This window comes from Nocardioides pyridinolyticus, from assembly GCF_054653575.1.
Genome location: NZ_BAAIFY010000002.1, coordinates 181838 through 207873, shown reverse-complemented (window position 1 = coordinate 207873; position 26036 = coordinate 181838). Strand labels below are relative to the sequence as shown.

The 26036-nt window shown below is 69.2% G+C and carries 27 protein-coding genes; 12 read left to right on the top strand and 15 right to left on the bottom strand.

All coding sequences use genetic code 11. The features are described from left to right. Position 1 precedes the first annotated feature (1 nt). The 4 genes from ACYQ0U_RS03100 to ACYQ0U_RS03085 are packed head-to-tail and all read right to left on the bottom strand — an operon-like array spanning position 2 to position 3403. Positions 2-1489 carry an aldehyde dehydrogenase gene (locus ACYQ0U_RS03100; RefSeq protein ID WP_459969276.1) on the bottom strand — a complete coding sequence of 496 codons (1488 nt, stop codon included), beginning with the start codon at positions 1487-1489 and terminating at the stop codon, positions 2-4. Next, complete coding sequence (locus ACYQ0U_RS03095; protein WP_459969274.1) at positions 1482-2213, bottom strand: alpha/beta fold hydrolase; 732 nt, start codon at positions 2211-2213, stop codon at positions 1482-1484. The genes ACYQ0U_RS03100 and ACYQ0U_RS03095 overlap by 8 nt, the downstream gene beginning before the upstream one ends. A 21-nt stretch (positions 2214-2234) precedes the next feature. Further along, positions 2235-2786, bottom strand: coding sequence for an amino acid synthesis family protein (locus tag ACYQ0U_RS03090; protein ID WP_459969272.1), 552 nt, complete (start codon positions 2784-2786; stop codon positions 2235-2237). Continuing rightward, positions 2783-3403 carry an amino acid synthesis family protein gene (locus ACYQ0U_RS03085; protein WP_459969270.1) on the bottom strand — a complete coding sequence of 207 codons (621 nt, stop codon included), beginning with the start codon at positions 3401-3403 and terminating at the stop codon, positions 2783-2785. The genes ACYQ0U_RS03090 and ACYQ0U_RS03085 overlap by 4 nt, the downstream gene beginning before the upstream one ends. A 254-nt stretch (positions 3404-3657) precedes the next feature. Here ACYQ0U_RS03085 and ACYQ0U_RS03080 point away from each other — a divergent pair, with 254 nt between their 5' ends. The 4 genes from ACYQ0U_RS03080 to ACYQ0U_RS03065 are packed head-to-tail and all read left to right on the top strand — an operon-like array spanning position 3658 to position 7014. Continuing rightward, a complete protein-coding gene (locus ACYQ0U_RS03080) occupies positions 3658-5307 on the top strand; it encodes a BCCT family transporter (protein WP_459969267.1) in 1650 nt (549 codons plus the stop codon). A gap of 54 nt (positions 5308-5361) precedes the next feature. Next, a complete protein-coding gene (locus ACYQ0U_RS03075; RefSeq protein ID WP_459969265.1) occupies positions 5362-5790 on the top strand; it encodes an ester cyclase in 429 nt (142 codons plus the stop codon). Between the two features lie 23 nt (positions 5791-5813). Then, complete coding sequence (locus ACYQ0U_RS03070) at positions 5814-6317, top strand: flavin reductase family protein (RefSeq protein WP_459969263.1); 504 nt, start codon at positions 5814-5816, stop codon at positions 6315-6317. A gap of 31 nt (positions 6318-6348) precedes the next feature. Beyond that, positions 6349-7014, top strand: a complete 666-nt coding sequence (locus ACYQ0U_RS03065) for a GntR family transcriptional regulator (protein WP_459969261.1) — start codon at positions 6349-6351, stop codon at positions 7012-7014. Between the two features lie 365 nt (positions 7015-7379). Here ACYQ0U_RS03065 and ACYQ0U_RS03060 read toward each other — a convergent pair whose 3' ends face one another. The 3 genes from ACYQ0U_RS03060 to ACYQ0U_RS03050 all read right to left on the bottom strand — a co-directional run bounded on the left by ACYQ0U_RS03060 (position 7380) and on the right by ACYQ0U_RS03050 (position 10224). Beyond that, positions 7380-8825, bottom strand: a complete 1446-nt coding sequence (locus tag ACYQ0U_RS03060) for an aldehyde dehydrogenase family protein (RefSeq protein WP_459969258.1) — start codon at positions 8823-8825, stop codon at positions 7380-7382. Between the two features lie 113 nt (positions 8826-8938). Further along, positions 8939-9796 (bottom strand): alpha/beta fold hydrolase, encoded by an 858-nt coding sequence (locus tag ACYQ0U_RS03055; RefSeq protein ID WP_459969256.1) that lies wholly within the window; start codon positions 9794-9796, stop codon positions 8939-8941. 17 nt (positions 9797-9813) lie between these two features. Then, on the bottom strand, positions 9814-10224 hold the full coding sequence (locus tag ACYQ0U_RS03050) for a hypothetical protein (protein ID WP_459969254.1): 411 nt from the start codon (positions 10222-10224) through the stop codon (positions 9814-9816). Between the two features lie 179 nt (positions 10225-10403). Between ACYQ0U_RS03050 and ACYQ0U_RS03045 the strand changes: the two genes are divergently transcribed. Then, on the top strand, positions 10404-11369 hold the full coding sequence (locus ACYQ0U_RS03045; RefSeq protein WP_459969252.1) for a LysR family transcriptional regulator: 966 nt from the start codon (positions 10404-10406) through the stop codon (positions 11367-11369). A gap of 92 nt (positions 11370-11461) precedes the next feature. Here ACYQ0U_RS03045 and ACYQ0U_RS03040 read toward each other — a convergent pair whose 3' ends face one another. Further along, a complete protein-coding gene (locus ACYQ0U_RS03040; protein ID WP_459969250.1) occupies positions 11462-11845 on the bottom strand; it encodes a DUF2267 domain-containing protein in 384 nt (127 codons plus the stop codon). A 174-nt stretch (positions 11846-12019) separates the two neighbouring features. On the opposite strand from ACYQ0U_RS03040, the gene ACYQ0U_RS03035 reads away from it, so the two are divergent. Continuing rightward, positions 12020-13183, top strand: coding sequence for a Gfo/Idh/MocA family protein (locus tag ACYQ0U_RS03035; RefSeq protein WP_459969248.1), 1164 nt, complete (start codon positions 12020-12022; stop codon positions 13181-13183). Positions 13184-13386: 203 nt separating this feature from the next. Here the strand turns inward: ACYQ0U_RS03035 and ACYQ0U_RS03030 are convergent, their stop codons facing one another. The 3 genes from ACYQ0U_RS03030 to ACYQ0U_RS03020 are packed head-to-tail and all read right to left on the bottom strand — an operon-like array spanning position 13387 to position 15951. After that, a complete protein-coding gene (locus ACYQ0U_RS03030) occupies positions 13387-14154 on the bottom strand; it encodes a GntR family transcriptional regulator (protein ID WP_459969246.1) in 768 nt (255 codons plus the stop codon). Positions 14155-14191: 37 nt separating this feature from the next. Next, positions 14192-14938 carry a sulfite exporter TauE/SafE family protein gene (locus tag ACYQ0U_RS03025; protein WP_459969244.1) on the bottom strand — a complete coding sequence of 249 codons (747 nt, stop codon included), beginning with the start codon at positions 14936-14938 and terminating at the stop codon, positions 14192-14194. Then, a complete protein-coding gene (locus ACYQ0U_RS03020; protein ID WP_459969242.1) occupies positions 14938-15951 on the bottom strand; it encodes a LacI family DNA-binding transcriptional regulator in 1014 nt (337 codons plus the stop codon). Before ACYQ0U_RS03020 ends, ACYQ0U_RS03025 begins: the two co-directional genes overlap by 1 nt. A gap of 91 nt (positions 15952-16042) precedes the next feature. Between ACYQ0U_RS03020 and ACYQ0U_RS03015 the strand changes: the two genes are divergently transcribed. Further along, the gene (locus tag ACYQ0U_RS03015; RefSeq protein ID WP_459969240.1) at positions 16043-17074 is read left to right on the top strand and encodes a Gfo/Idh/MocA family oxidoreductase; all 1032 of its coding nucleotides are present in this window, start codon (positions 16043-16045) and stop codon (positions 17072-17074) included. Beyond that, the gene (locus ACYQ0U_RS03010; RefSeq protein ID WP_459969238.1) at positions 17074-17874 is read left to right on the top strand and encodes a TIM barrel protein; all 801 of its coding nucleotides are present in this window, start codon (positions 17074-17076) and stop codon (positions 17872-17874) included. Before ACYQ0U_RS03015 ends, ACYQ0U_RS03010 begins: the two co-directional genes overlap by 1 nt. Here ACYQ0U_RS03010 and ACYQ0U_RS03005 read toward each other — a convergent pair. From ACYQ0U_RS03005 to ACYQ0U_RS02990, 4 genes are all read right to left on the bottom strand, one after another. Then, positions 17861-18259 (bottom strand): universal stress protein, encoded by a 399-nt coding sequence (locus ACYQ0U_RS03005; protein WP_459969236.1) that lies wholly within the window; start codon positions 18257-18259, stop codon positions 17861-17863. The two genes, ACYQ0U_RS03010 and ACYQ0U_RS03005, sit on opposite strands and share 14 nt — an antisense overlap. A gap of 17 nt (positions 18260-18276) precedes the next feature. Further along, positions 18277-19092 (bottom strand): ATP-binding cassette domain-containing protein, encoded by an 816-nt coding sequence (locus tag ACYQ0U_RS03000; RefSeq protein ID WP_459969234.1) that lies wholly within the window; start codon positions 19090-19092, stop codon positions 18277-18279. A 2-nt stretch (positions 19093-19094) separates the two neighbouring features. Then, entirely contained in the window at positions 19095-20135 is a 1041-nt protein-coding gene (locus ACYQ0U_RS02995) for an ABC transporter permease (protein WP_459969232.1), read from the bottom strand. A gap of 102 nt (positions 20136-20237) precedes the next feature. Next, positions 20238-21233 (bottom strand): substrate-binding domain-containing protein, encoded by a 996-nt coding sequence (locus ACYQ0U_RS02990; RefSeq protein WP_459969230.1) that lies wholly within the window; start codon positions 21231-21233, stop codon positions 20238-20240. 449 nt (positions 21234-21682) lie between these two features. On the opposite strand from ACYQ0U_RS02990, the gene ACYQ0U_RS02985 reads away from it, so the two are divergent. From ACYQ0U_RS02985 to ACYQ0U_RS02970, 4 genes are read left to right on the top strand one after another with little or no spacing between them, the layout of a single operon-like run. Beyond that, positions 21683-23179, top strand: a complete 1497-nt coding sequence (locus tag ACYQ0U_RS02985; protein ID WP_459969228.1) for a CoA-acylating methylmalonate-semialdehyde dehydrogenase — start codon at positions 21683-21685, stop codon at positions 23177-23179. Positions 23180-23188: 9 nt separating this feature from the next. Next, positions 23189-24112 carry a TIM barrel protein gene (locus tag ACYQ0U_RS02980; protein ID WP_459969226.1) on the top strand — a complete coding sequence of 308 codons (924 nt, stop codon included), beginning with the start codon at positions 23189-23191 and terminating at the stop codon, positions 24110-24112. A gap of 15 nt (positions 24113-24127) precedes the next feature. Further along, on the top strand, positions 24128-25135 hold the full coding sequence (locus ACYQ0U_RS02975; protein ID WP_459969224.1) for a Gfo/Idh/MocA family protein: 1008 nt from the start codon (positions 24128-24130) through the stop codon (positions 25133-25135). A gap of 22 nt (positions 25136-25157) precedes the next feature. After that, positions 25158-26036 carry a sugar phosphate isomerase/epimerase family protein gene (locus ACYQ0U_RS02970; protein WP_459969222.1) on the top strand — a complete coding sequence of 293 codons (879 nt, stop codon included), beginning with the start codon at positions 25158-25160 and terminating at the stop codon, positions 26034-26036.

Here is a 26036-nt window from a genome sequence, read left to right as displayed (position 1 = left end):
CTCAGCTCCGCATGATGAACGGGTCGGCCACGGGCTCTTCGCTGGTGTTGATCCAGACGCTCTTGAGCCGGGTGTACTCCTTGATGGTCTCGGTGCCGTGCTCGACACCGACCCCGCTGTTCTTGAAGCCCTGGCGCGGAGACATCGGCGACATCGCACGATAGGTGTTCACCCAGATCGTGCCGGCCTCGAGCCGGGAGGCGACCCGGTGCGCCCGCGACAGGTTCGTGGTCCAGACGCCAGCCGCCAGGCCGTACTCCGTGTCGTTGGCGAGGCGCACGACCTCCTCCTCGCTCTCGAAGGGCATGATCGCCGCGACCGGGCCGAAGATCTCCTCGCGGACCACCCGCATGCCGTTGTCGACGTCGACCAGGACGGTGGGTTCGTAGAAGTAGCCGCCCAGGCCGCCGTCGGTGGGCCGGCCCCCGGTGAGGACGCGGGCACCCTCGGTGCGGCCGAGGTCGACGTACGACGCGACCTTGTCGCGCTGGTCCTCGAAGGCCAGCGGCCCGAGCTCGGTGTCGTCGTCGAGTGGGTCGCCGATCCGGATGGTGCGGGCGCGCTCGGTCACCCGCTCGAGCAGCTCGTCGTAGACCGAGCGGTGCGCGAAGACGCGGCTGCCGGCGATGCACGTCTGTCCTGCGGCAGCGAAGATCCCGGCCACGACGCCCATCGCCGCGTTCGACACCTCAGCGTCCTCGAACACGATGTTGGGCGACTTGCCGCCGAGCTCCAGGGTGGACCCGATGAACCGCCCGGCGGCGGCCGACGCGATCCGGGCGCCGGTGGCCGTGCTCCCGGTGAAGGAGATCTTGGCAAGCGACGGGTGGTCGACGAGCGCCGCGCCCGCCTCGGCTCCGAATCCGGTCACGACGTTGATCGCACCGGGAGGGAAGCCGGCCTCGATGGCGAGCTCGGCGAGGCGCAGGACGGTGGCCGAGGTGTACTCGGAGGGCTTGATGACGACCGTGTTGCCGGCGCACAGGGCCGGCGCCAGCTTGCTGGTGGTCAGCGTGAGCGGGGAGTTCCAGGGGGTGATCGCGCCCACCACCCCGAGCGGCTCGCGGGTGGTGTAGTTGAGCACCTGCCGGTCAGAGGTGGGGATCACCGAGCCGTGGATCTTGTCGGCCAGGCCGGCGTAGTAGAAGTAGTACTCCGGGAGGGTCGCGAGCTGGCCGCGCATCTCGCGCAGCAGCTTGCCGTTGTCCTGGCTCTCGGAGCGGGCCAGCTCTTCGGCGTGCTCGCCGATCAGGTCGCCGAGGTTGCGGAGCAGACGACCTCGACGGGTCTGGCTCAGGTCGCGCCAGCGCGGGTCCTCGAAGGTCACCCGAGCCGAGTCGACGGCGGCGGCGACGTCGGCCGCGTTGCCACGGGCCGCACGGTAGAGCACGTCGCGCGTGGCGGGGTTCGTGCTCTCGAAGTACTCCCCCGACGCGGGTGCCACCCACTCGCCGCCGATGAAGTGCTGGAGGGTGCTCTGGTCAGACATGTGCGTCCTCTCCGATGAACGTGCTCAGGCAGTCGACGAGGGCCTGCGGGCGCTCGACGGGAAGCATGTGCCGGGCGCCGGGCACGACGACGGCCCGGCAGTCGGGGATGGCGTCCGCGAGGCGTCGGGTCATCTCCGGGGTCGAGCCGGGGTCGTGCTCGCCGGTGACCGCCAGCGACGGCACCGTGATCCGGCCGAGCTCGGGTCCGATCTCCTCATCGCCGGTGGCGAAGACCCGGTAGCAGTTCAGGAAGCTGTCGCGGTCGTTGGCGAGCAGGGTGGCCTCGGTGCGCCGGACCAGGTCGGGGTCGACGTCGGTGCCGTCGTACCACCGCCTCAGCGACGCGGCCGCGCTGGCGGCGACATCGGCCTCGGCCGTCCGCAGGCGACCGAGCACGGCGTCGCGCTCCTCCGGCGTGCGCCGGCACACCGAGCTCACCGAGGTCAGGGTGGCAGCGAGATCGGGCCGGTAGCGGGCCAGGTGCTGCGCAACCAGGGCCCCGAGCGAGAAGCCGACCAGGTGCGACCCGGGCCGGACCTCCTCGGCCACGCCGTCCGCCAGATCGGCCAGAGTGGTCCCGGCAGGCGCGGGCGGTCGCGACCCGTGCCCCGGCAGATCGGGCGTCACCACCTCGAACGCGTCGGACAGCAGGTCGGCGACCGGGCCCCACATCGTGTGGTCGAGGCCCACGCCGTGCAGCAGCACCAGGGTCGGCTTGGTCATCTGTGGTCCTTCAGGCGCTTGTCACTGCTCGGTGGACAGCGGGGCCAGCCGCTGCTGCGGACGGCCCTGGGAGGCGGCGGCCAGCGCGATGACGATCTCATCGGGATGCGGCGCATCCGCGACACGGACCTCCACGCTCTGGTGGTGCGAGCGGATGGTGGCGTCGGTGATGTGCTTCAGCGGGATGTCGAAGGCGACCCCGGCCGGACCGCGCTTCTCGACGGCGGGCAGCAGCGTGGTGGCGTTGGCCGCCTTGCGGAAGTGGTCCCCGAACTTGAGCGTGTGGATCAGGCCGGACCCGTGCTCGATCTCGCCATCCAACCCGACGATCGCGGCCTTGCCGTACGCCTCGGCCGGCGCCTCGAGCGCTTCGAGCACCTGGGGCGCGAGCAGCGCCCCGAGGTCCGAGGCGGTGGCGTCGATGCCCGGGTTGAGGTCCTCGACGAACCCCTGGCCGGCCCACGGGTTCTCGATGACGGCCGCGACCACGGCGACCCGGGCCGGCGGCCAGACCTCGCGACCACCCTCGGTGCGGATCTCCTCGACGACGGTGACGACCTTGCGAACGTTCATGACAGGACACTCTCCAGGTTCTTGGTGGTGACGACAGGGTCGGTGGTGCGGTCCCCGATCCGAGGGTGCGGTCGTGGGCCGGTCGATGCCGCGGCAACGATCACCAGCTCGTCGGCGCGAGGCGCATCAGGCACCCGGGTGGTGACGGTCTGGTAGTGGCTCCGGGTGGCTGCCTGGGTCTTGTGCCACAGCGGCACCACCAGCGGCTCGCCGGCCGCGGCTCGGGTGTCGGCGAAGCAGATCATCGACTCGCCCTCGAGGAACTCGCGCATCAGGTTGCCGAAGTACGGCGTATGGATGAGCGCTCCGCCGTGCTCGATCTCGCCGGCGGTGCCGATGATCGCCGCCTTGCCGAACGCCTCGATCGCTTCCACCCCACCCAGGGCCTTGACCAGTCGGTCGGTCAGGAGCCTGGCCAGCACCGGGGCAACCCGGCCGACCTCAGAGGCGAGGTCGTGGGTGGGAGCCGTGCCCACCCAGGGGTTGCGGATCACGGCGGCCACGCTCGCCTGCCACGCCGGACGCGCGGGCAGCTCACCGGCCTCGGTCACCACGACCTCGCGGTAGACGACCAGCTTCCGCAGCGCGACCAGGGCCGCGACTTCACGCTCTTGCATGCCACAGAACGGTAGATGGAGATCCGGTGAGGGTCAAGTCGCTCGAGGATGTGGGCATGGCGTCCGGGAGTTAGGTCTCCGAATCGCGTTGTTTTGAGCGTGAAACTGGCGATTCTTCGCTCGGCGACCGACAACTTGCCCGAAGAGCATTGACACGCCGCTGTGACGTGCCTAACGTGCTCTTGCATACAAGAGCGAGGGCTGGAACGGGACGGCCCGACGTTCGCAGACTGAACGGATGCACAAGGAGCACCATGTCCAGTGATCTCAGCACCGGCCCGACCGCGTCGGCGGACGCCGGCCCGTCGACCCATCCGTCCAAGGTGACGGGCCGCGACGCGGGCGACGGCGGGCACCATCTTCCGCACCTGCCGGGGAAGCTCGGCTCCGTCTTCTGGACGTCGGTGTCCGTCTCGGCGATCTTCGTCGCCTGGGCGGTCCTCTTCACCGAGAACCTGAACACGGTGACCACCACGTCACTCAACTGGGTGACGGCCAGCTTCGGCTGGACCTACCTGGTGGTGACCCTGGGCATCCTGATCTTCCTGGTGTTCCTCGCCTTCAGCCCGGCCGGCAGTATCCGCCTCGGCAGGGACACGGACCGGCCGGAGTTCGGGACGCTGACCTGGTTCGCGATGATCCTGAGCGCCGTCATGGGCATCGGCCTGGTGTCGTACGGCGTCGCGGAGCCGATCTCGCACCTCGCGACTCCCCCGCACGGCCTCGCCGAGCCCCACACACCCGGCGCGGCGGTGCGTGCCCTGCAGTACTCGTACTTCGACTGGGGACTTCACGCCTGGGCGATCTTCGCCGTGTTCGGCCTCGCCATCGCCTACTCGACCTACCGCAAGGGTCGCCGCACCCTCGTGAGCCAGCTGTTCGTGCCGCTCCTCGGTAACCGGGCCAACGGCCCGATCGGCAAGACGATCGACGTCCTCGCCGTCTTCGCGACCCTGTTCGGCACCACCACGTCGCTCGGCCTGGGTTCCCTGCAGGTCAACAACGGGCTCGGCAGGCTCTTCGGTGTGCCGGTCAACAACGTCACCCAGGTCCTGATCATCGCCGCCGTCACGGCGATCTTCACGATGTCGGCGGTCACGGGTGTCAGCAAGGGCATCAAGTTCCTGAGCCAGGGAAGTGTCGTCCTCGCCGCTGCCCTCTTCGTGTTCATCCTCGTCGTCGGTCCGGCGGTGTTCGTGGCCAACCTCTACATCGAGTCGATCGGCATGTGGGCCACCGACTTCTTCCGCATGAGCCTGCAGGGCACCGCCTTCGGTGGTCTCGAGTGGATGCAGTGGTGGACCTACTTCATGATGGCCTGGTGGGTCTCGTGGGGCGCCTTCGTGGGCGTCTTCCTCGCTCGGATCTCGCGGGGCCGGACCATCCGCGGCTTCATCCTCGGTGTCCTCGTCGTCCCGAGCGTGGTGTTCTTCACCTGGTTCAGCGTCTTCGGTGGCACCGCCATCCACGTCGACATGTTCCAGGGCGGCGACATCGCCGCGCAGACCGCGACCGACATCAACAGCGCCTTCTTCGCCACCCTGGACCACTTCCCGCTGGCGACGATCACCTCCACGATCGCGATCCTGCTCGTGGTGATGTTCTTCGTCTCCGGAGCCGACGCCAACACCTACGTGCTCGGCATGATGACCTCCAACGGCTCGCTCACCCCGCGCCGCTCGGTGCTCGTCCTCTGGGGTGTCCTGACCGGCATCACCGCGATCGTGCTGATGCTGGCCGGCGGCCTGAGCGCACTGCAGAAGACCGTCATCGTGGCCTCACTGCCCTTCCTGGTGATCATCGCCGGACTGACCGTGTCGTTCTGGAAGGAGCTGCTCGCCGACCGACGTGCCGCGGACGCCGAGACGACCAGCGCGCCGGAGACCCCGGCTCCGCACAAGTGACCAGCCACGACCAGCCCTGAGCCGACGACCGGCGACAAGACAGACGGAGGAGACATGTCCGAGACCGATGACCGTCGGCAGCGGATCGAGAAGGCCTGGGACGCCGCCTGGGACCGCGGTGAGGTCGACGCGTTCGACGACCTGCTGAGCCCCGACTACCGACGGCTCGGCAGCGACGGCTCCGCTGAGAGCCTCACCGAGTTCAAGGCGTCGATCATCTCGACGCGCTCGGCGTTCCCGGACCTCGTCACCACCATCGACGAGATCGTGGTGGAAGGTGACCGGGCGGCCATCCGGTGGCACAGCGTCGGGCGCCACGAGCATCCCCTGCTCGGCGTACCGGCCACCAGACGCGAGGTGCGGGTCAGCGGCGCGACGTTCGCGCGTTTCGAGGATGAACGGATCGTCGAGGAGCATGTCACCTGGGATCCGCGATCCCTGCTGACCGCCCTCGGCATCATCAGCGTGGGGCAGGACCTCTGATCGCCATGACAAGGAGCACTCTGATGGCCAGCTCGCCGAGCCAGCCCGATCTCGACCTGATGAAGCAGGTGAACCGCCAGTTCGTCACCGGGGTCACGGTGGTGACCGCGATGGACGAGGACACGCCCCGCGGCCTCGCGGTCAACGCGTTCTCCAGCATCACCTTGGATCCCGCGACGGTCATGGTTTGCGTGCAACACAGCTCCTCGACCCACGACTGCCTGTTCCGAGCCAGCCACCTCGCCATCAACATCCTCTCCACCGACCAGATGGACGTCGTGAGCCGGTTCGCTGCCAAGGGTGCCGACAAGTTCGCCGGCCTCGACTGGGAGCCCGGTCCCTTCGGCAGCCCGCTGATCGGACGCAGCAGCGCGCAGATGGAGGTCGAGATCCGCGAACGGCTGCAGGCGAGCACCCACACGGTGTTCATCTGCCGGGTGGTGCACGCCGAGGTCTCGGACCGGCACCCGATGGTCTACGCCGCCGGCAGGTTCTTCGACGGCGGCGCGCTCCCGCCACTGGCATGATTCAGCACCGGAACGACGGAGGAGGCGCGCGGTGAGCAAGGCGAACGGCACCGGCAACGGCTTGATCCAGGGCCGGGTGATCACCGAGATGCGCCGCCGCATCATCGCCGGTGAGATCCAGCCGGGAGCGAACCTGTCCGAGCTCGCGCTCGCCGACGAGTTCAGTGTCTCCCGCACCCCGGTGCGCGAGGCGCTCAAGCAGCTGCAGACCGAGGGCCTGGTCGAGATCCGACCGCGCGTCGGCACCTTCGTCACCACGCCATCGCGTCGGGAGATCACCGAGCTGTTCGAGATGAAGGAGCTGCTCGAGGGAGCAGCGGCCCGGCTGCTCGCCCAGCGCGGCCGGGTGCAGGAGGTCGACCAGCTCGAGGAGAACCTCCGCCAGGCCGATCTCGCCGTCGCCCGCGACGACCGGGACCGGTACGCGGAGCTGGTCCAGGAGTTCCACGACCTGCTCATCACCGGTGCCGACAACAGCAAGCTCGAGGCGCACTACCGGACCTTGATGAACCAGCTCGCGTACTCGCGTCTGGTCACCACGTCCCTCAGCCAGCCCGGCCGGCCACTGCAGTCCGACCGCGAGCACCACAACGTGCTCGAGCTGATCGTCGACAAGGACGGCGACAGCGCCGAGCGCGTGATGCGCGAGCACGTGCGCGCCAGCCGACGCGCGCTGCTCGCCGGGCTCCAGACCTAGCGAGCCCCGCTCCCCAACCCGAACCTGCACCCGGACCCTCTGCCCCGAACGTCCTCCGGCCTCAGCCGTACCGGACCACCCGGTGGGACGGCAGCCAGAGGATCCGCCGGCCGACGTCGAGGACCGCGGTGCAGCTGAGGCAGCGGTACCAGGCGCACGCTGGCCTGGTCCGAGGACAGTGTCCCTCCACCGTGTCGTTCTTGCACACGAGGCAGGTCATTGCCTCCACCTTCCGGGATCGACGAGCCGGGCGCGTCGCAGCGAGCGACGAGACCCTCGTGGCGATCGTAGGGTGGCGGGACGGCTTTCCGACGTTGGTGTCGTCACACCCTGCCGGCGCTGCCTGCCCTGCTGCATCGAGCCGTTCACAGCTCGATGCCGGTCAGGACGAGTGAGCGGTCATAGGTCAGGTCGTCCATGGCGAATCGGACCCCCTCCCGGCCCACGCCGGACTCCTTGATCCCGCCGTAGGGCATCTGTTCGGCCCGGTACGTAGGGACGTCACCCACGATGACGCCTCCGACCTGCAGCTCGCGGTGTGCCCGGAAGGCGGTGGCGAGATCGTGCGTGAAGACGCCGGCTTGCAGCCCGAAGGCGGAGTCGTTGACGAGGTCGAACGCCTCCTGCTCGCTGTCGACCGCCGTGACGGTCAGCACCGGTGCGAACACCTCGTCGCGGATCACCCGCGCGTCGCCCGGGACCTGGGTCAGCACGGTGGGGGTCAGCAGCGCACGATCTCGGTCTCCACCGGTGACGATGGTGGCCCCGGCTGTCGTCGCCTCCTGGACCCAAGCCTGGGCACGTGCGGCGGCGGCCTCGTTGATCATGGGGCCGACGGTGGTCGTCGCGTCCCGCGGGTCGCCCAGCACCTCACCACGCACGTGCACGGTGATCTTATCGAGGAGGCGGTCGTAGACGGTGCGGTCGGCGATGACGCGCTGCACCGAGATGCAGGACTGGCCCGCGTGGCCCATGCCGAGCGCTGCGATCCGCTTCGCTGCGAGCTCCAGGTCCGCCTCGGTGCTCCAGTCGGCGCACACCACGACGGCCGCGTTCCCGCCCAGTTCGAGGGTGACGTGCTTCCGCGGCACCCGATCCACGATGCTCCAGCCGACCGGTCCCGACCCGGTGAAGGAGATGACCGGCAGGCGCGGGTCCGCCACCAGAGCGTCCATCTCGGAGTTAAGGACCATGATGACCGACCAGGATCCTTCGGGCAGGTCCGTCTCCGCGAGTAGCTCGCCGAGGGCGAGCGCGGTGAGCGGCGTCGCCGGTGCTGGCTTGACGATGATCGGCGCTCCGACCGCGAGCGCGGGCGCGACCTTGTGGGCCACCAGGTTGAGCGGGAAGTTGAACGGGGTGATCCCCAGCACCGGGCCACGAGGGACCCGACGGTTGAGCGCGAGGCGTCCCTCACCCGCTCGGTCGGTGTCGAGACGCTGCAGCTCGCCTGACCACCGCCGGGCCTCCTCGGCCGCGAGGCGGAAGGTGATCGCTGCCCGGTCGACCTCCGCCAGCGCCCACCGCACCGGCTTACCACCCTCCGCCACGATGACGGCTGCGATCTCTTGCTGCCGCTGGCGCAACCGCATGGCCACGTGGTCGAGGGCGTCGGCGCGCCGGAAGGCGGGGAGCTGAGCGAGCGGTTGCTGCGCCTCATGCGCGGCCGCCACTGCCTGGTGTACGTGGTCGGGGTCGGCGAGGCTGACCTCGCCGACATGGGCGCCGTCGTACGGGTTGAGGACGCTCTCGCTCCGGCTGCCCGTCACGTGGCTTCCGGCGACCCACATGGGCTTGGCGTGCCGCTTCAACGCTGTGTCCTTCCAGGGAGGGGTGACGCGTGCTTGCTCGCGCCGGTGAGAAGGCGTGGGAAACGGCCGGCGGGAGGTCCCGCCGACCGTTTCCACGCGAGTCAGGCGTCGCCTCAGGCGTGCGCCTTCACGCGCTGGAGCGCGTCGAGGGCCTCGATCAGATGGACGCGGAACCGGTCGTGGTTCTCACTCATCGGGAAGTGGCCGATCTCGGGCATGTTGATGAAGGCCCCGTTCTTGATCTCACCGGCGGTGCGGGCGCTGTCCTCGGGCGTGGTGAGGTAGTCGTACTCGCCGGTCAGCATCACCACGGGGCACTTGTCGCCGTCGATCTCGTGCAGGCGGCCGCGCAGGTCATGGTCGACCGAGTAGAAGTGCAGGTCGCCCTTGAAGGCCTCGGAACCCTGCGAGTAGTAGAACCAGGTCTTCCAGCGGTCGGCCTCCGGGGATTGGGGGGCCATCAGGTCCCACGTACCGCTGGCACAGATCTGCGCGGCGTTGGCGTGGGGGTGCTGCCACCAGTCGAGGTAGAAGCCCGGCGAGTAGTCGGCTCCCTCGACCGAGAGCACGCCGCCGAACCGGTCAGGATGACGCAGGGCCAACTGGAGGGCGACGTTGCCGCCGAAGGACGAGCCCATGAACAGCGGGTCCTCGAGCTCGAGGGCGTCGCACAGGGCGACGATGAAGTTCACGAAGTGGTCGGCGGTGAGCTGGTACTCCTCCTTCCACCACTCGGTGTTCTCCGGCGGGTCGGACTTGCCGTGGCGCGGGAGGTCGTAGGCGATCACGCGATAGTTGGCGGTGATCTCCTCGTCCTCGAGGAGGCCACGCCACTGGTGGTTGTGGGCGCCGGCGGTGTGCTGGCAGACCAGCGGCTGGCCGGTGCCGTTCTCGAGGTAGAAGACCTTGTACTCGAGGCCGTCGACCTCGATCGTGACGTAGCGCCCGGTGACCGGGGAGATCTTGCTCATGGTGTTCTTGCTCCTTCTCAGACCGGGGACCCGATGACGCGCAGCAGCTCGATCTGGCGCGTGATGCAACGCAGGTTCTGCATGAGGACGAGGACGTCGCCCTCCAGACGCATGTCGCGCTGGAACGAGGCGGCCCAGATGCCGTGGAACATCGGCTTGGGGACCGGCTGGCCGAACTCGCGCCACGTGTCGGCGCTGGCGCGGATGGCGAACTGGTAGGGGACGTCCAGCGGACCGGGGTCGACGGTGACGTCGGTGACCTTGCCGGACTCCAGCTTGATGGCGTAGCTGTGCTCGCCTGCGTCGAGGAGCCAGGTGGTGGTGAGGTACGTGCCGTGGGCCTGGAGCTCGGGGTCGGTGTTGTTGGCCTCGGTGAAGGCCTCCGCCCACTCGGCCGGGGCGCGAGTGGCAGTGGGCGCCGTTGTCATGGGGACTCTTCCTCTCTCTGAGCGCAGCGAGCCGGTGGTGCGCTCCTGCATCGCCGACCGTTGTGGTGGGCGTCACCAGGGGAACCCGGGTGGGGGACGTGCGTCCAATGCCTAGGAGTGAACCGTCGATAGGCCACGACTATTGGTCCTGCGCCGATCGGCCCGGTTAGCATCGACGAGTGGCCGATCCACCAGACCTGCGCGTCCTCCGCTACTTCGTAGCAGTGGCGGAGGAGCTCCACTTCGGGCGCGCCGCAGCCCGACTGCACGTGAGCCAGCCGTCGCTGAGCGTGCAGATCCGCAAGCTCGAGCACCAGATCGGGGCGCAGCTGCTGGAGCGCGACAGCCGGCACGTGGCGCTGACGCCCGCCGGCGTGGTCCTCCTGGAGGAGGCCACCCGGCTGCTCGCCAGCGCTGAACGCCTGCAGCAGCTGACGCGCGAGGCGGCTCGCAGCGACGTCGACGGCAGCCTCGTCGTCGGCTTCCAGGCGAACGCGGCAGCCGAGCTGACCCCCCGGATCCTGGCGGCCTTCCAACGGCGCTTCCCGCGCATCCAGGTCGAGATGCGCGCCTACGACTTCGCCGACCCGTATGTCGGCCTGGCGTCGGGCGCGAGCGACGTCGCGTTCGTCAGACCGCCCATCCTCGTCCAGGACTGGCTCTCCATCGAGACCCTGTTCGTCGAGCCGCGTGTCCTGGTCGTGTCATCCGACTCCCCTCTCGCGGACCGCGAGCTCGTGTCCGTCGAGGACGTCATCAACGAGCCCTTCGTCGGACGACGAGCACCGGAGTACTGGCGCAACTTCTGGCTCGCCGTCGACAGCCGGGGGTCGTGCGACGTGCGCCTGGGTGCCGAAGTCGGGTCCGTGGATGAGTGCTTCGAGGCGATCCTGGCCGGCCGGGGCGTCGCGTTCACCCAAGCGTCCACGCAGCGGTACTACCAGCGTCCGGGGCTCGCCTTCGTGCCGGTCAAGGACATCCCGCCCTCCCCGCTGGCCATCGCGTGGCGCGACGACGTCGACGCTCCTACGGTTCGGCAGTTCGTCGACACGGCGCGCAAGCTCGCCACGATGGACTACGTGCCGACGACGGTCTCCGCCGACACGATGAGTCCACAGACGACCATCCCCAACGTCGCCCAGTGATGCTCCCGTCGCCTCGATCTGCCCGAGGAGTCTGACCCGTCTCCTGCCACGGGTGTCCCTCGGGCGGCTTCGGCATCTCGTTCGGAAGCCGGTCAGTGGAAGCCGACGAGGTCCCGCAGACCGTCGGGGAGCTGGGCGGCGACGTCGTCGAGCTCTCCGGCGGTGACCGCCTCGCGGAGGGTGGCGAACACGGCGCCCGCGTGCGCCAGCGCCTGGTCCGGGTCGGTCCCGGAGCGCTCGGCCACCCGCGCCACGAAGACGTCGACGTCGAACCGTTCGGCCTCCTCCCCTGCCCCTGTCAAGTGGGGCTTCAGCTCCTGGGGAAGCTGCGCCGCGAGGTCTTCGGCCTCGCCACCCGTGATCCGCTCGGCCAGGGTCTGCAAGGTGGCGGACGTGATGCGTTCCGCCTCCTCCCGCGAGATGCCGGCGCCTCGCGCCACCGACTCGATGAACTCGTCATACTGCCCGGTCCTCACTCCCTTCGCAGGCTACCCAGCAGTCTGTTCGACGCTCGGCGGACCGGTCTACTGGCAACCCTGCCGATACCCCCGAACGCACGTAATTGTTCGTATGACCGGACAAAGTCTTGACGTTGGTCGCCGAGTTGGGAGAGGGTGTGCGCACTGCCGCCTGGTCAGGAAGGGGCTCCCGTGTCCGCCACATCTCGAGAGATCGGCAGCGCCGTCATCGGCTTCGGCTGGATGGGCAAGGCGCACACCACCGCGTACGCGCGGGTGCCGCACCACCTCACCGAGGTCGCGGTACGTCCGAGGCTCGTGCTGGTCGCCGACGCGGTGCCGGGGCGGGCCGCCGAGGCCGCTGAGCGGTTCGGCTTCGAGTCGGCGACGGAGGACTGGCACGACGTGCTCACGGATCCGCGGGTCGAGGCGGTCAGCGTCACTGCCCCGAACTTCCTGCATCGCGAGCTCGGAACGGCGGTCGCGGACGCCGGCAAGCACCTCTGGATCGAGAAGCCCGTCGGTCTGGGCCTGGCCGACGCCCAGGCAGTGGCCGACGCCGTCGCGAGGGCCGACCTTACCGGCGTCGTCGGCTTCAACTACCGCCACTCTCCTGCGGTCGAGGAGGCCCGCCGCCTGGTCACGGAGGGCGCCGTCGGGGACATCACGCACTGCCGGGTGCGGATGTTCAGCGACTACGCCGCCCATCCCGCCGGCGCGCTGTCCTGGCGCTACGAGCGCGAGCGCGGTGGCAACGGGGTCCTGGGCGACCTCGCCTCCCACGGCGTCGACCTGATCCGGTTCGTGCTCGGCGAGATCGAGAGCCTGGTCGCCGACAGCGCGACGTTCATCCCCCAGCGCGCGCGGCCCACCGGCGCGACGCGCGGCCACACCCTGACCGCCGGCGGCGACCCCGGCCCGGTCGAGAACGACGATGCCGTCTCGGCCCTCCTCCACCTCACCGGCGGAGCCCACGTGACCCTCGAGGCCAGCCGCGTCGCGGTCGGTGACCAGAACGCCTACGGCTTCGAGGTGCACGGCACCCGCGGAGCCCTGGCGTGGGACTTCCGCCGGATGGGCGAGCTCCAGGTCTGCCTCGGCGACACCTTCTCGGACCAGCCGATGGCCACGAGGTACGTCGGCCCCGGCGCCGGCGACTACGGCTTGTTCCAACCGGGCGCGGGCATCGCGATGGGGTACGACGACCTCAAGGTCCTCGAGGCCGCGCGCTTCCTCTCGACGATCGTCGACGGTCGGCCCCGCGCGGCAACGCTCGCGGACGCGGTGGCCTCCGCCCGGGCGCTCGACGCGATGGAGGAGTCCGTGAGCAAGCGCGCCTGGGTCGACCTCGCCTGACGGTGGGCGGCCGCGCGCCGCGGGTCGGGCTGCGCTGCGCTGCGCTGCCGATTCATCACGGTAGGCAGATGAGTGTGCACTCCCCGTGGCATGCCCACCGCGGGGAGTGACGATTCACCTGCCTACCGTGATGAATCAGCGACGGGGCGGGACGCTCGACCTGATGCACGAGGTCCGCTGCCCGCGGGTGTGCCGTCCTCGACCTAGGGCGCCAGCAGCGAGATCTCGAAGCTGTACCGGCTCGCCGCGTAGATGTGGCTCCCGAACTCCACGACGGTGCCCTGGTCGTCGTACGTCGTGCGCTGCATCGTCAGCAGGGCAGCGTTGCGGCGCTCGTCGAGCAGCTTCGCCTCGGCGGGTGTCGCCGTGCGCGCGCCGACGGTCTGAGACGCCGCGTGGAGGTGGATCCCGCGTCCGCGCATCAGCTCGTAGAGACCGTGCTGCTCGAGGTCTTCCTGGGTGAGGCCGCCGACCTGCTCCGGCAGGTAGTTCGTCATCTTGGCGATCGGGTTGCCCTTGGCACTGCGCAGCCGCACCACCCTGAGCACCTCGGTGTCGACGGGGATGCCCAGCTGGAGGGCGACCTCGTCGTCGGCAGCGACCGTGGAGACCTCGAGGACCGCGGTTGTCGGCTTCTGGCCGGATCCGGCCAGGTCGTCGAAGAGGCTCGAGAGCTCGAGGGGACGCCGGACCTTGGGCTGCACGACGCGGGTACCGATGCCACGGCGACGCACGATCAGTCCCTTGTCGACCAGGTCCTGCATGGCCCGGCGGACCGTGGGCCGCGAGAGCCCGAGCTGCTCGGCGAGCTGGATCTCGTTGGCGAACAGCGACCCGTTGGGGATCTGTCCGGACTCGATGGCCTGCTCGATGAACCCCGACACCTGGAAGTAGAGCGGGATCGGGCTGGAGCGATCGACGCCGAAGCCGCGCAGGGCAGAGGTCAGCTCGGAGGTAGCGGTGCCGGACATGAAAGTCAGTATGTCAGAAGATTTTGCCAAAGTGCGTTCAGGTGGCGAGCAGGACGAGCGCCGCGAGCCCGCCGAAGCCGAGCGCCACGAGCTCGAACCGACGCTGGTCGATCCGTTGGATCAGCAGTATCCCGAGCACCGCTCCGGCCAGCATCGCCGGCACCAGTGCGAGGTCCAGCGCCAGGGTGCCCGGAGTGATCAGCCCGAGCCCGATGCTCATCGGCAGCTTGATCACGTTGACCACCAGGTAGAACCAGGCGCCAGTTCCGATCAGCTGGAGCATCGTGAGCCCTGCCATCAGCAGGTAGATGGTCGTCACCGGCCCGGCGGCGTTCGCGGTCATGGTGGCGAACCCGGCCACCGCCCCCATCGCCAGGGAGACCGGGCTCCCGCGGCCGGCGAACTCGTGAACGGCGAGCACTCGACGGCGCTGCCACAGCTGGAGACCGCACATCACGAGCAGGATCAGAGCGATCGCCTGTCGCATCAGCGTGTCGTCGACGACCGCGAGGAACCACGCCCCGAAGGCCGTCCCGGGGAGAACCCCGAGGAGCAACCGCCCCAGCACCGCCCAGTCGGCGTGCCGTCGGTAGTAGACGACCGCGACCAGGTCCCCGCAGATCAGCAGCGGCAGGATCGCACCGGTCGACTCGCGCGCCGGCAGGACCGCCGCGAAGATCACGACCGAGATCGCACCAACGCCGCTGATGGCCGTCTTGGCGACCCCGACGAGGATCGCCGCGACCGCCAGGGCAGCGACGGCCACCCAGGTCAACTCATCCATCAGGATGCCCGGCCGGGCGGCGCCGTGGTGCGGCGGATGACGAGCCGGGGCGGGACGACGCGCTGCACCGGATCACGCGACTCGCCAGCGGCCCGTCCTGTCGCCAGCCGCCACGCCTCGTCGGCCAGCGAGGGGGTGTCCTGCGCCACGGTGGTGAGTGCGAGGGTCGAGAGTGCGGCCACCCGGCTGTCGTCGAAGCCGACCACCGAGAGCCGGTCCGGCACCGCGACACCGGCGGCCCTGCTGACCGCGACGATTCCCGCCGCGCAGCGGTCGTTGAAGCCCGCGACGGCCGACGGCAAGCCCTCCTGGAGCAGGCGACGACCGGTCTCCTCTCCGTCGGACTCCGTGAGGCCGCCCGGAATCACCCGCACGGACGACAAGCCCGCGTCGGCCATCGCCGCCAGATAGCCGCGGCGACGTTCGGCGGCACCGGCGGCCCGACCGCCGTCGACGAACGCGATGTCGCGGTGCCCGAGGTCGTGGAGATGCCGAACGGCGAGAGCTCCGGCCGCAGCGTCGTCGGTGCGCACGACGTCCAGGCCGAGCCCCCGAAGGGATCGTCCGACCAGGATGACCGGCGTCCGCGCCGCGAGGGCCGCAAGCTCCTCGCGCGTCTGCGTGGGGCCCACGAGAACGATCGCCTCGCACCGGAACGCGAGCAGGGAGGCGACCGCGGCGCCGGGTGGGCGCGACGGCGCGTGTGCACCCAGCAACAGCTCGTAGCCACTCCCCTCCGCCGCGACGTACAGCTGCTCGACCAGCTCGCAGTGGAACTCGTGCTGGAGCCCGAACGCGACGCCGATCGTACGGCTCCTGCTGCTGCCGAGGAGCCGCGCCCGCTGATCGGGGCGGTAGCCGAGCTCGTCGGCGGCCCTCATCACCTTGGCCCTGGTTGCTTCGCTGGCGCCGGGCACACCACGGAAGACGATCGAGACCAAGGCGCGCGAGACGCCGGCGCGCGCGGCGACGTCCTCCATCGTCACCGCACCACCACGACCGCTGGGCTCCAACGCTCCTCCTCCTCCTCCTCCTCCGCCGCCGTTGACGCGGCGCTCCCCCTCGACGATACTAGAGCGCTCTAGTCCTGTGAAAGAGAACCCGATGGCCACCACCTCCCTCGCCCCGTCCGACCCCGTCCGCATCGGCCTCATCGGCACCGGGCGCATGGGCTGTTCCCATGCCGAGGTCATCGCCCGGCGCGTGCCGAGTGCCCGCCTGGTCGCGGTCGGCGACCCACGACCGGGGGTCGCGCGCGAGCTCGCGGATCGCCTCGGCTGCCGCTCCCTGACGCCGGACCGGATTCTGGGCGACGACGAGGTCGAGGCCGTGGTGATCGCCGCCTCGTCGACTGCACACGCCGACCTCGTCGAGTCGGCAGCCGAGGCGGGCAAGGCGATCTTCTGCGAGAAGCCGATGGCGATGACCCTGACCGACGCGGACCGAGCCATCGCGGCGGCCGAAGGCGCCGGCGTACCTCTCCAGGTGGGCTTCAACCGGAGGTTCTCGGCCGACTTCGCTGCTGCTCACGAAGTGGTGTCGTCGGGCGGCGTGGGGACGCCACAGCTGATGCGGTCGCTGACTCGCGACCCCGGCCTCGCCGACCCGGGGTCGGTACCGCCGTGGACGATCTTCACCCAGACCCTGATCCACGACTTCGACGCACTGCTGTGGTTGAACCCGGGCGCCCGGGCGGTCAGCGTCCACGCGACGGCCGATGCCCTGGTCGCGCCGGAGTTCAAGAGCCAGGGGCTGCTGGACACCGCGGTCGTGGTCATCACCTTCGACAACGGCGCGATCGCCACCGCCGACGCCAGCTTCTCCGCGGCCTACGGGTACGACGTCCGCGCCGAGGTCTTCGGCTCCGCCGGGATGGTGACGGTCGACCCGGGAAGGCGCACCGCGATGGTGCACTCCACGCGCACCGGCCGATCCGCGGAGACGGTGCGCGGCGACGTCGACCTGTTCCTCGACGCCTACACGGCCGAGTTCGCCGAGTTCGCCGATGCGGTGCGCACCAAGCGGGCTCCGGCGGTCACCGGGGAGGACGCACGACGTGCCTTGGCCATCGCGCTCGCCTGCATCGAGTCGGTCCAGAGCGGTGCTCCCTCGCCGGTCGAGGAGGTCGGACGCTGATGGCGGCGCCCCCTGACGCCTTCACGCTCGCCGTGTGCGTCGAGATGGTGTTCCTGGACGTCCCGATCGTCGAGCGGGTCCGCCGCGTCCACGAGCTCGGCTTCGCCGCCGAGATCTGGGGCTGGGCCGACAAGGACCTCGCCGCGCTCGCCGCGACGGGAGCTGCTTTCACGTCGATGACCGGGTACCTCACCGGGAACCTGACCGATCCGGCCGGCGCCGACGCCCTGTTGCGCTCGGCCGAGCAGTCCATCCACGCGTCGACCGCACTGGGGACCCCCAACCTCAACCTGCACGGCACCGGCCTCGACGACCGCGGCATGCCCGTGCGCCCCGTCGAGCTCACCACAGGCCCGATGTGGCTGGCCGCCCTACGCACCCTCGAGCGGGTTGCGAAGCTCGGCGAACGTCACGGCGTCGTGTTCGCCCTGGAGAACCTCAACACCGCGGTCGACCACCCCGGAGTTCCGTTCGCCACCGCTTCCGACACCCGGGCGATGGTGGCTGCCGTGAGCAGTCCGCACCTGCGGATGAACTTGGACCTCTACCACGCGCAGATCGGCGAAGGGAACCTGATCCAGCTGATCCGCGACAGCGTCGGTCTGATCGGCGAGGTACAAGTGGCCGACGTGCCCGGGCGCCGGGAGCCGGGCACCGGCGAGATCAACTACCCCGCGGTGGCGGCGGCACTGCACAGCGCGGGGTACCGGGGCGTCGTCGGACTGGAGGCCTGGGCGTCGAGCGGCAGCGAGACCGCGCTCGAACGGTTCCGGACGGCGTTCGAGGTCAGGGCGTCTTGACCACGAGGACCGGCACGTCCGCCTGCAGGATGATCGTCTGAGCGACGCTGCCGAGGAACGCCTTCCCGACCGGTGAACGCCGGCGCGCGCCGATCACCAGCAGGTCCGCGCCGACCTCCTCGGCCAGTGCCACCACCTCTCCCCCGATGTCGGCCTTCGACGTGACGAGGTGGAGCCTCCAGTCGACCGACACGTCCGATCCGAGCGCGCGCTCGATGTCGTCGGCGATCCCGAGCCGGTAGGCCTCCCTCCGGTCGGCGTCCAGCGCCGAGTCCGTGACGTGCAGCACCGCGAGGTCGGTGCCGCGGTACTGCGCCTCACTCGCCGCCTGCTGGATCGCCAGCAGGCTGGTCGGAGAGACCTGGTGCGCCACTGCCACCGTCATGGGACATCCCTCCCCGGTCAGCGCTGCAGCTCGTGGGAGAGCTCGGCGAGCTCGTCGCCGCCGGCCATCTGCCGGGTGAGCTCGTCCAGCGAGACCTCGTCGCGCTTGCGGTCCAGCACCGCCTGGCCGAGCTTGAGGATCACGAAGTGATCGCCGACCAGGTAGGCGTGATGAGGATTGTGGGTGATGAACACGACCCCGAGTCCCGCGTCGCGCGCTGCGGCGATGTACTTCAGCACCACGCCGGACTGCTTGACGCCCAGCGCCGCGGTCGGCTCGTCCAGGATGAGCACCCGGGCACCGAAGTAGACCGCGCGAGCGATGGCGACACACTGGCGCTGACCGCCGGACAGCTCGCCGATCGGCTGGTCGATGTCCTTGACGACGATGCCCATCTTGCGGAGCTCCTCGTCGGCGATCCGCTTCATGTCCTTGATCTTCATCCCCGCCAACGGGAGCTTGCTCGAGCTCATCTCCGAGCCGAGGAAGAAGTTGCGCCACACCTCCATCAGGGGCACGACGGCGAGATCCTGGTAGACGGTCGCAATGCCGTGGTCGAGCGCCTCGCGCGGCGACGAGAACCGCACCTCCTTGCCGTCGACCTTGAGCGTGCCCTCGTTGTGCGCGTGCAGGCCGGAGATGATCTTGATGAGCGTGGACTTGCCGGCGCCGTTGTCTCCGAGGACGCCGGTCACCTCGCCGGCGCGGACCGTCAGGTTGATGCCCTTCAGGGCGCGGATGGCGCCGTAGCTCTTGCCGACGCCGGTCATCTGGACCAACGGCTCACCCTGGGTGAGTGACTGATCGGCGTGCTCGGTGATGGTGTCGGTCATGGCTAGCCCACCTTCCTGGCCGTGGAGAGCTTCTTGACGTACAGGTTCACCAGGACCGCGAGCAGGAGCATCACGCCCAGGAAGGCGCGGAACCAGTTCGGATCCCAGCCGGCGTAGACGATGCAGAGGTTCGTCATGCCGAAGATGAACGAGCCGATGGCGACGCCGATGGCGTTGCCGTAGCCGCCCGTGAGCAGCGTGCCGCCCACGACGGCGGCGATGATGTAGAGGAACTCGTTGCCGACGCCGTTCCCGGACTGCAGCGTGTTGAACCGGTAGAGGGTGTGCATGCCCATGAACCACGCCAGGAACGACACACTCATGAACAGGCCGACCTTGACCCGAAGCACCGGGACGCCGACCGCGCGAGCGCTGGCCGCGTTGCCACCGACGGCGTAGATCCAGTTGCCGATCCTCGTTCGCTGCAGGATCCATGTCGCGAGCGCGACGAACAGGAACCACCACAGCACGATGATCGAGACGCGGACGGAGCCGACCTGGAAGCTCGCTGCGAAGATCCAGTGCAGCTGGCTGAAGCCGTCCATGCGGTTGATGTTCTGCGTCGTGACGGAGCCGGTGACCATCTTCGTGACACCGAGGTTGACCCCGATGAGCACGAAGAAGGATCCGAGCGTGATCAGGAAGCTGGCGATCCCGGTCTTCATCACCAGATAGCCGTTGAGGAAGCCGACGGCGAGGGCGAAGGCCAACGACAGGGCGGCGCCCACCCACAGGTTGACGCCGTACTCGTAGCAGAAGATCGCGTTCACGAGGCCGGCCGAGGTGACCATGACACCTGCCGACAGGTCGAACTCGCCGCCGATCATCAGCAGGCCGACAGCCACTGCGACGATGCCGATCGTCGCGCTCTGGTAGAGCACCGTCGCCAGCGAGTCGAACGAGCGGAACGGCGGCGCCACGATCAGGAAGAAGATGCCGATGACGATCGCGGCGACGAGAGCGCCCACCTCCGGCCGGGCCAGCACCCGGTTGAAGGTCGACAGCTGTACCCGGTTGGACGCGTCCGACGGTGCCGCAGCCACGGGCTTTTCAGATGTTTGACTCATGAGTTCCTCCGAGGTTGAGGCCATCATGTGGAGAGCCGCCCGGCTCGAACAGCTGAGCCGGGCGGCTCTCCGCCACCGCTAGCGAGTGCCGTTCTCCGCGAACGGGACGATCGCGTCGATGTTGGAGGCGTCGACGAACGAGGGACCCGTGAGAACCGGGCCGCCGCCGCCGATGTCATTGCCGTTCAGCAGGTTCAGGTACAGCGACGTCACCGCCATGTAGCCCTGGACATAGGGCTGCTGGTCGATCGAGAACTCGATCGAGCCGTCCTTGATCGCCTGCGCCGCGTCCACGTTCAGGTCGAACGTGACCAGCTTGGCGTCGCTGCCCGCCGCTTCGATCGCCTGGAGCGCGTCCATCGCGATGGGTGCCCCGAGCGTGACGATGTAGTCGATCGAGTCGTCCTCCGAGAGCTTGGCCTGCAGCGACGAGACGACCGCGGAGTCGTCCGCTCCGTTGACCTGGATGTTCTCCGTGCTGGGCGCCGACGACTTCACGCCGGCGCAGCGGGTCTCGAGTGCGACCGAGCCCTCGTCCTGGATGACGCACAGCACGTGCTGTCCGCCGGCCTGGCTGATCCGCTGCCCGGCGGTCTCGCCGGCGAGCCTCTCGTCGGATCCGAAGTACATGCTGATGCCGAGGTCCTGGTACTGGTCGATGCCCTGGTTGAAGGCCACGATCGGAATGCCGGCGTCGAGCGCGGTCCGCACCGACTCGGCCTCGGCGTCCGGGGCCTCGAGTGTCGTGGCGATCCCGTCCACCTCCGAGTCGACGGCGTTCTGGATCAGCGTCGCATGCTGGCCCGGGTCGGGGTCGTTGGAGTACTTCAGGTCGATGCCGTAGTTCTCTGCTGCCCGCTGGGCACCGGCCTTGATCTTGTCCCAGAAGGTGTCGCCAGGTGTCTCGTGCGTGATCATCGCGATCGTGTAGCCCGAGTCGTCGCCACCGCCTCCGCCGCCACTGGGGCCGCTGTCGCTCTCCTCCTTGCCTCCACTGCTGCATGCCGTCACGGCGAGAGCGAGTGCGGCCAACGCGGTGACTGCTACGCCCTTCCGGGCTCGTGTCCATCTCATCGTCGGAGTTCCTTTCGTCGTACGTCGTTGCCGGTTGCGCACACCCGCACGTGAGGGCGTGCAGGGCGCGATGCCCGCAGGCGTGGCCCGCAGGTCCAAGAACCGGCGTCGTGACCCCGTTGGCGCGACGGCACCCAGGTCCCGCCTGTGGTGGTGGGACGGCTTCGCATATGCCCGGACCTTCGCTCAGGAGCGCCGGCAGTGGATGTGCCGGACGTCACTCACCTTGCCCACCGAGGCACGCGATGTCAATAGTTTGTTCTAACATTCTGACGTCGCCATTTTCTACCGACGCCCTCGCGAGTGGGCGCGCCAGCTCTCGACACTCCAGTCAGAATGTTAGGACAAAGTGTTGACACCGCGGGCTGCTCCGGCTTTTCATGGAGAAGCGCTGCCGGCAGTCCTTCCCTCTGCCGTTCCGACATCTCGCACTCCGGAGGAACCCACCCGTGAGAACCGTCCAGCACTGGATCGCCGGCAAGTCCACGTCGGGCACCAGCGACCGCACCGCTCCGGTCTTCAACCCCGCCACCGGCGCGCAGCAGGCCGAGGTCGTGCTCGGCTCCGAGCGCGACGTGGAGGCGGCGATCGCCGCGGCCGCCGACGCGTTCCCGGAGTGGTCGCAGACGTCGATCTCGAAGCGCACGAAGACCCTGTTCGCCTTCCGTGAGCTGGTGAATGCTCACGCCCAGGACATCGCCGAGCTGATCACCGACGAGCACGGCAAGGTGCTCTCGGACGCCCTGGGCGAGGTGCAGCGCGGTCTCGAGGTCGTCGAGTTCGCGTGCGGCATCCCGTCGCTGCTGAAGGGCGACTACTCCGACCAGGTCTCGACGGACGTGGACACGTTCTCGTTCCGCGAGCCGCTCGGAGTGGTCGCCGGCATCACGCCGTTCAACTTCCCGGCGATGGTCCCGATGTGGATGTTCCCGGTGGCGATCGCCTGCGGCAACACCTTCGTGCTCAAGCCCAGCGAGCGTGACCCCTCGGCGTCGGTGTTCATCGCCGAGCTGTGGCAGCGCGCCGGGCTCCCCGATGGGGTGTTCAACGTGGTGCACGGCGACAAGCTGGCCGTGGACACGCTCCTCGACTCCCCGAGCGTGGCCGCGGTGTCCTTCGTGGGCTCCACCCCCATCGCCCGCTACATCCATGAGCGCGGCAGCGCCAACGGCAAGCGGGTCCAGGCGCTCGGCGGCGCCAAGAACCACGCGATCGTCCTCCCCGACGCCGACATGGAGTTCGCCGCCGACCACCTCGCTGCCGCCGCGTTCGGCTCGGCCGGCGAGCGGTGCATGGCGATCTCCGCCGCGGTGGCCGTCGGCTCCGCCGCCGACGCCATCGTGAGCGCGGTCAACAGCCGCGCCCGGGCCGTCAAGGTCGGCTCCGGTCGCGACCACGACAGCGAGATGGGGCCGGTCGTCACGAGGGCTGCCCAGGAGCGCATCGTCGGGCTGATCGGCACCGGCGAGGACCAGGGCGCCGAGATCACCGTCGACGGGCGCGGCTTCAGCGTGCCCGGCCACGAAGCGGGCTTCTTCGTCGGTCCGACGGTCATCGACCGGGTCACCACGGAGATGGACGTCTACCGCGAGGAGATCTTCGGACCGGTCCTCTCCGTGGTCCGCGCCGACACGGTCGATGCGGCCATCGCACTGGTCAACGCGAACCCGTACGGCAACGGCACCGCGATCTTCACCAACAGCGGCGAGGCCGCCCGCAGGTTCCAGCGCGGCGTGCACGTCGGCATGATCGGCATCAACGTGCCGGTGCCGGTGCCGATGGCCTTCTACTCCTTCGGCGGGTGGAAGGACTCACTGTTCGGCGACAAGCACGTGCACGGACCGGAAGGGGTCTCCTTCTACACCCGCGCCAAGGTCGTCACCGCGCGCTGGCCCCACGTCGACCACGCCAGCGACGCCAGCTTCCACTTCCCCACCGCCAAGTAGGGAGATCCGATGTCCGACCTCGCCCAGCTCCGCCTCGGTACCGCACCGGACTCCTGGGGCGTGTGGTTCGCGGACGATCCGCACCAGGTCACTTGGGACGTCTACCTCGACGAGATCGCCGCAGTCGGCTACGTCTACACCGAGCTCGGTCCTCAGGGGTTCATGCCGCAGGACCCCGGCCAGCTGAAGGACGAGCTCGCCCAGCGCAACCTGACCGTCTGCGGCGGCACCGTGTTCGCCGGGCTGCACAAGGGGAAGGAGGCGCTCGACGAGGCGATCACCGCCTTCAGCCAGGAGGCCAGGCTGCTCGCTGCCCTCGGCGCGGCGTACCTCGTGCACCTGCCCGAGCAGTACACCGACCAGCACACCGGGCACGCGACGGAGTCGGGAGACCTCGACACCGAGCAGTGGAAGAACCTGGTCAGCGGCACCGACGAGCTGGCCAAGGTGATCTACGAGGAGCACGGCGTCAAGCTCGTCTTCCACCCCCACGCCGACACCCACGTCGACACCCAGGAACGCATCGAGCGCTTCCTGGCCGACACGGACCCGGCGCTGGTGAACCTCTGTCTGGACACCGGCCACGTCGCCTACTGCGAGGGCGACAACATCGAGATCATCGAGCGGTTCCCGGAGCGCATCACCTATGTGCACCTGAAGTCCGTCGACCCCGTCGTACGGGCCCGAGCACTCGCGGAGCAGATGCCGCTCTCGGAGTCGGTGAAGCTCGGCATCATGTGCGAGCCGCCGTACGGCGAGCCCGACATGCCGCCGCTCCTCGACGCCCTCGGCAAGCTCGACCGCGAGATCTACACGGTCATCGAGCAGGACCTCTACCCGGTCGAGCCGCACATCCCCCTCCCCATCGGCGCGCGCACCGCCGGCTACTACGTCGGCTGCGGCCTCGGCCCGGTCCGTCGCTGGCCCTACTGAGAACAGGACAGAGCAATGACGCTCAAGGTCGGAGTCATCGGCACCGGAATGATCGGCCGTGACCACATCCGGCGGCTGACCGAGGTCCTCTCCGGCGCCGAGGTCGTGGCGGTCACCGACACCAACGAGGTGGCCGCCAAGGAGGTGGCGGCCGGCTTGTCGGGCGCCACCGTGCACGCGACCGGCGAGGACCTGGTCGCGGACGACGGCGTGGACGCGGTCATCGTCTGCTCGTGGGGCCCGACGCACGAGGACTACGTCCTCGCCTCGATCGCTGCCGGCAAGCACGTCTTCTGTGAGAAGCCGCTGGCCACCACCACCGAGGCGTGCCAGCGGATCATCGACGCCGAGGTGGCCGCGGGCCGGCGCCTGGTGCAGGTGGGCTTCATGCGGCGGTACGACACGGCCTACCGCGCGCTGAAGGGAGTCATCGACTCCGGCACGATCGGCGCGCCCCTCATGTACTTCTCGGGTCACCGCAACCCGTCGGTGCCCGAGCACTACACCCGCGACATGGCGATCGTCGACACCGCCGTGCACGACTTCGACGTCGTGCGCTGGCTCCTCGGAGAGGAGCTGACCGCGATCCGCGTCCAGGCGGCCAAGCCGAACCGGCACGGCGGCGATCTCCAGGACCCGCTGCTGATGACGCTGGAGACCGAGTCCGGTGTGCTGGTGAGCGTGGAGACGTCGGTCAACATCCGTTACGGCTACGACATCCGCGGCGAGGTCATCGGCGAGGACGGCACCGCGGCGCTCGCCGACCGAGGCTCGGTCGTCGTCCGATCCTCCAACAGCGTCGGGGTGGCGGTGCCCGAGGACTGGCGCGAGCGATTCATCGCCGCCTACGACGTGGAGTTCCGCGAGTGGCTCGCCGAGGTCGCGTCGGGCGCGACGCTCAGCGGCCCCTCGGCCTGGGACGGCTACGCGGCGCAGGCCGTCTGCGCCGCCGGCGTACGAGCGCTGTACGACGGTGAGCGGGTCGAGATCAAGCTGCCCCTGAAGCCCGACCTCTACGCATGAGAGTCCTCGAAAGGTGCCTGGGATGAAGATCGCCCTCGACCCGTACATGTTCCGCAGCACCCCGCTCCTGGAGCTGCCCGGCCTCGTGGCGGACCTGGGCTTCGAGTACATCGAGCTCTCCCCGCGGGAGGACTTCACGCCGTTCTTCCTGCACCCCCGCGCCGACGACGACACGGTCAGCGCCTTCAAGAAGGCCCTGGACGCGGCAGACGTGAAGATCGCCTGCCACCTCCCGCTGTACCGGTGGTCGGGGCCGGACGAGGACGAGCGGCAGGCTGCGGTGCGCTACTGGAAGCGCGCCATCCAGATCACCGTCGACCTGGACTGCCGAGTGATGAACTCCGAGTTCAACGGCCGACCGGAGCAGGCCAGCCGGAGCGAGTCGATGTTCTGGCGGTCGATGGAGGAGCTACTGCCGATCTTCGAGCGGGAGGGCGTGGAGCTGCGGCTCGAGCCGCACCCCGACGACTTCGTCGAGGACGGCAAGGTCGCGGTCGACATGGTGCGCGGCATCAACAGCCCGCTCGTGTCGTTCCTCTACTGCGCGCCCCACACCTTCCACATGGGCGGCACCAGCCCCGAGAAGATGGTCGAGATCATGGAGTACGCCGGCCCGCTGATGACGCACCTCCACCTGGCCGACGCCTTCGACCACACCGCGTCGTCCGGGCTGCGCTACATCGTGAATCCGCCCGGCTCGACGGCGCGGGTCCACCAGCACCTCGACATCGGCCAGGGCGAGGTGGACTGGGACACGTTCTTCGACACGGTGAACCGTCTCGGGTTCGGCGCGAGCGACCGCTCGATCATGACGTCGTGCGTGTTCGCGTGGGAGGACCGGGCACGGGAGTCGACGACGTTCATGCGACAAACCATCGACACCTACGTCGGCGGGTGGTGA

Excerpts from the sequence above, each read along its gene's own strand:
- ACYQ0U_RS03005 (WP_459969236.1), bottom strand. The coding sequence starts at position 18,259 with ATGACGGTGGCAGTGGCGCACCAGGTCTCTCCGACCAGCCTGCTGGCG.
- ACYQ0U_RS03080 (WP_459969267.1), top strand. The coding sequence starts at position 3,658 with ATGTCCAGTGATCTCAGCACCGGCCCGACCGCGTCGGCGGACGCCGGC.
- ACYQ0U_RS03030 (WP_459969246.1), bottom strand. The coding sequence starts at position 14,154 with ATGTCCGGCACCGCTACCTCCGAGCTGACCTCTGCCCTGCGCGGCTTC.
- ACYQ0U_RS03085 (WP_459969270.1), bottom strand. The coding sequence starts at position 3,403 with ATGCAAGAGCGTGAAGTCGCGGCCCTGGTCGCGCTGCGGAAGCTGGTC.
- ACYQ0U_RS03100 (WP_459969276.1), bottom strand. The coding sequence starts at position 1,489 with ATGTCTGACCAGAGCACCCTCCAGCACTTCATCGGCGGCGAGTGGGTG.
- ACYQ0U_RS02970 (WP_459969222.1), top strand. The coding sequence starts at position 25,158 with ATGAAGATCGCCCTCGACCCGTACATGTTCCGCAGCACCCCGCTCCTG.
- ACYQ0U_RS02980 (WP_459969226.1), top strand. The coding sequence starts at position 23,189 with ATGTCCGACCTCGCCCAGCTCCGCCTCGGTACCGCACCGGACTCCTGG.
- ACYQ0U_RS03090 (WP_459969272.1), bottom strand. The coding sequence starts at position 2,786 with ATGAACGTTCGCAAGGTCGTCACCGTCGTCGAGGAGATCCGCACCGAG.
- ACYQ0U_RS03050 (WP_459969254.1), bottom strand. The coding sequence starts at position 10,224 with ATGACAACGGCGCCCACTGCCACTCGCGCCCCGGCCGAGTGGGCGGAG.
- ACYQ0U_RS03070 (WP_459969263.1), top strand. The coding sequence starts at position 5,814 with ATGGCCAGCTCGCCGAGCCAGCCCGATCTCGACCTGATGAAGCAGGTG.
- ACYQ0U_RS03010 (WP_459969238.1), top strand. The coding sequence starts at position 17,074 with ATGGCGGCGCCCCCTGACGCCTTCACGCTCGCCGTGTGCGTCGAGATG.
- ACYQ0U_RS03000 (WP_459969234.1), bottom strand. The coding sequence starts at position 19,092 with ATGACCGACACCATCACCGAGCACGCCGATCAGTCACTCACCCAGGGT.
- ACYQ0U_RS03025 (WP_459969244.1), bottom strand. The coding sequence starts at position 14,938 with ATGGATGAGTTGACCTGGGTGGCCGTCGCTGCCCTGGCGGTCGCGGCG.
- ACYQ0U_RS03095 (WP_459969274.1), bottom strand. The coding sequence starts at position 2,213 with ATGACCAAGCCGACCCTGGTGCTGCTGCACGGCGTGGGCCTCGACCAC.
- ACYQ0U_RS03055 (WP_459969256.1), bottom strand. The coding sequence starts at position 9,796 with ATGAGCAAGATCTCCCCGGTCACCGGGCGCTACGTCACGATCGAGGTC.
- ACYQ0U_RS02975 (WP_459969224.1), top strand. The coding sequence starts at position 24,128 with ATGACGCTCAAGGTCGGAGTCATCGGCACCGGAATGATCGGCCGTGAC.
- ACYQ0U_RS02990 (WP_459969230.1), bottom strand. The coding sequence starts at position 21,233 with ATGAGATGGACACGAGCCCGGAAGGGCGTAGCAGTCACCGCGTTGGCC.
- ACYQ0U_RS03015 (WP_459969240.1), top strand. The coding sequence starts at position 16,043 with ATGGCCACCACCTCCCTCGCCCCGTCCGACCCCGTCCGCATCGGCCTC.
- ACYQ0U_RS03075 (WP_459969265.1), top strand. The coding sequence starts at position 5,362 with ATGTCCGAGACCGATGACCGTCGGCAGCGGATCGAGAAGGCCTGGGAC.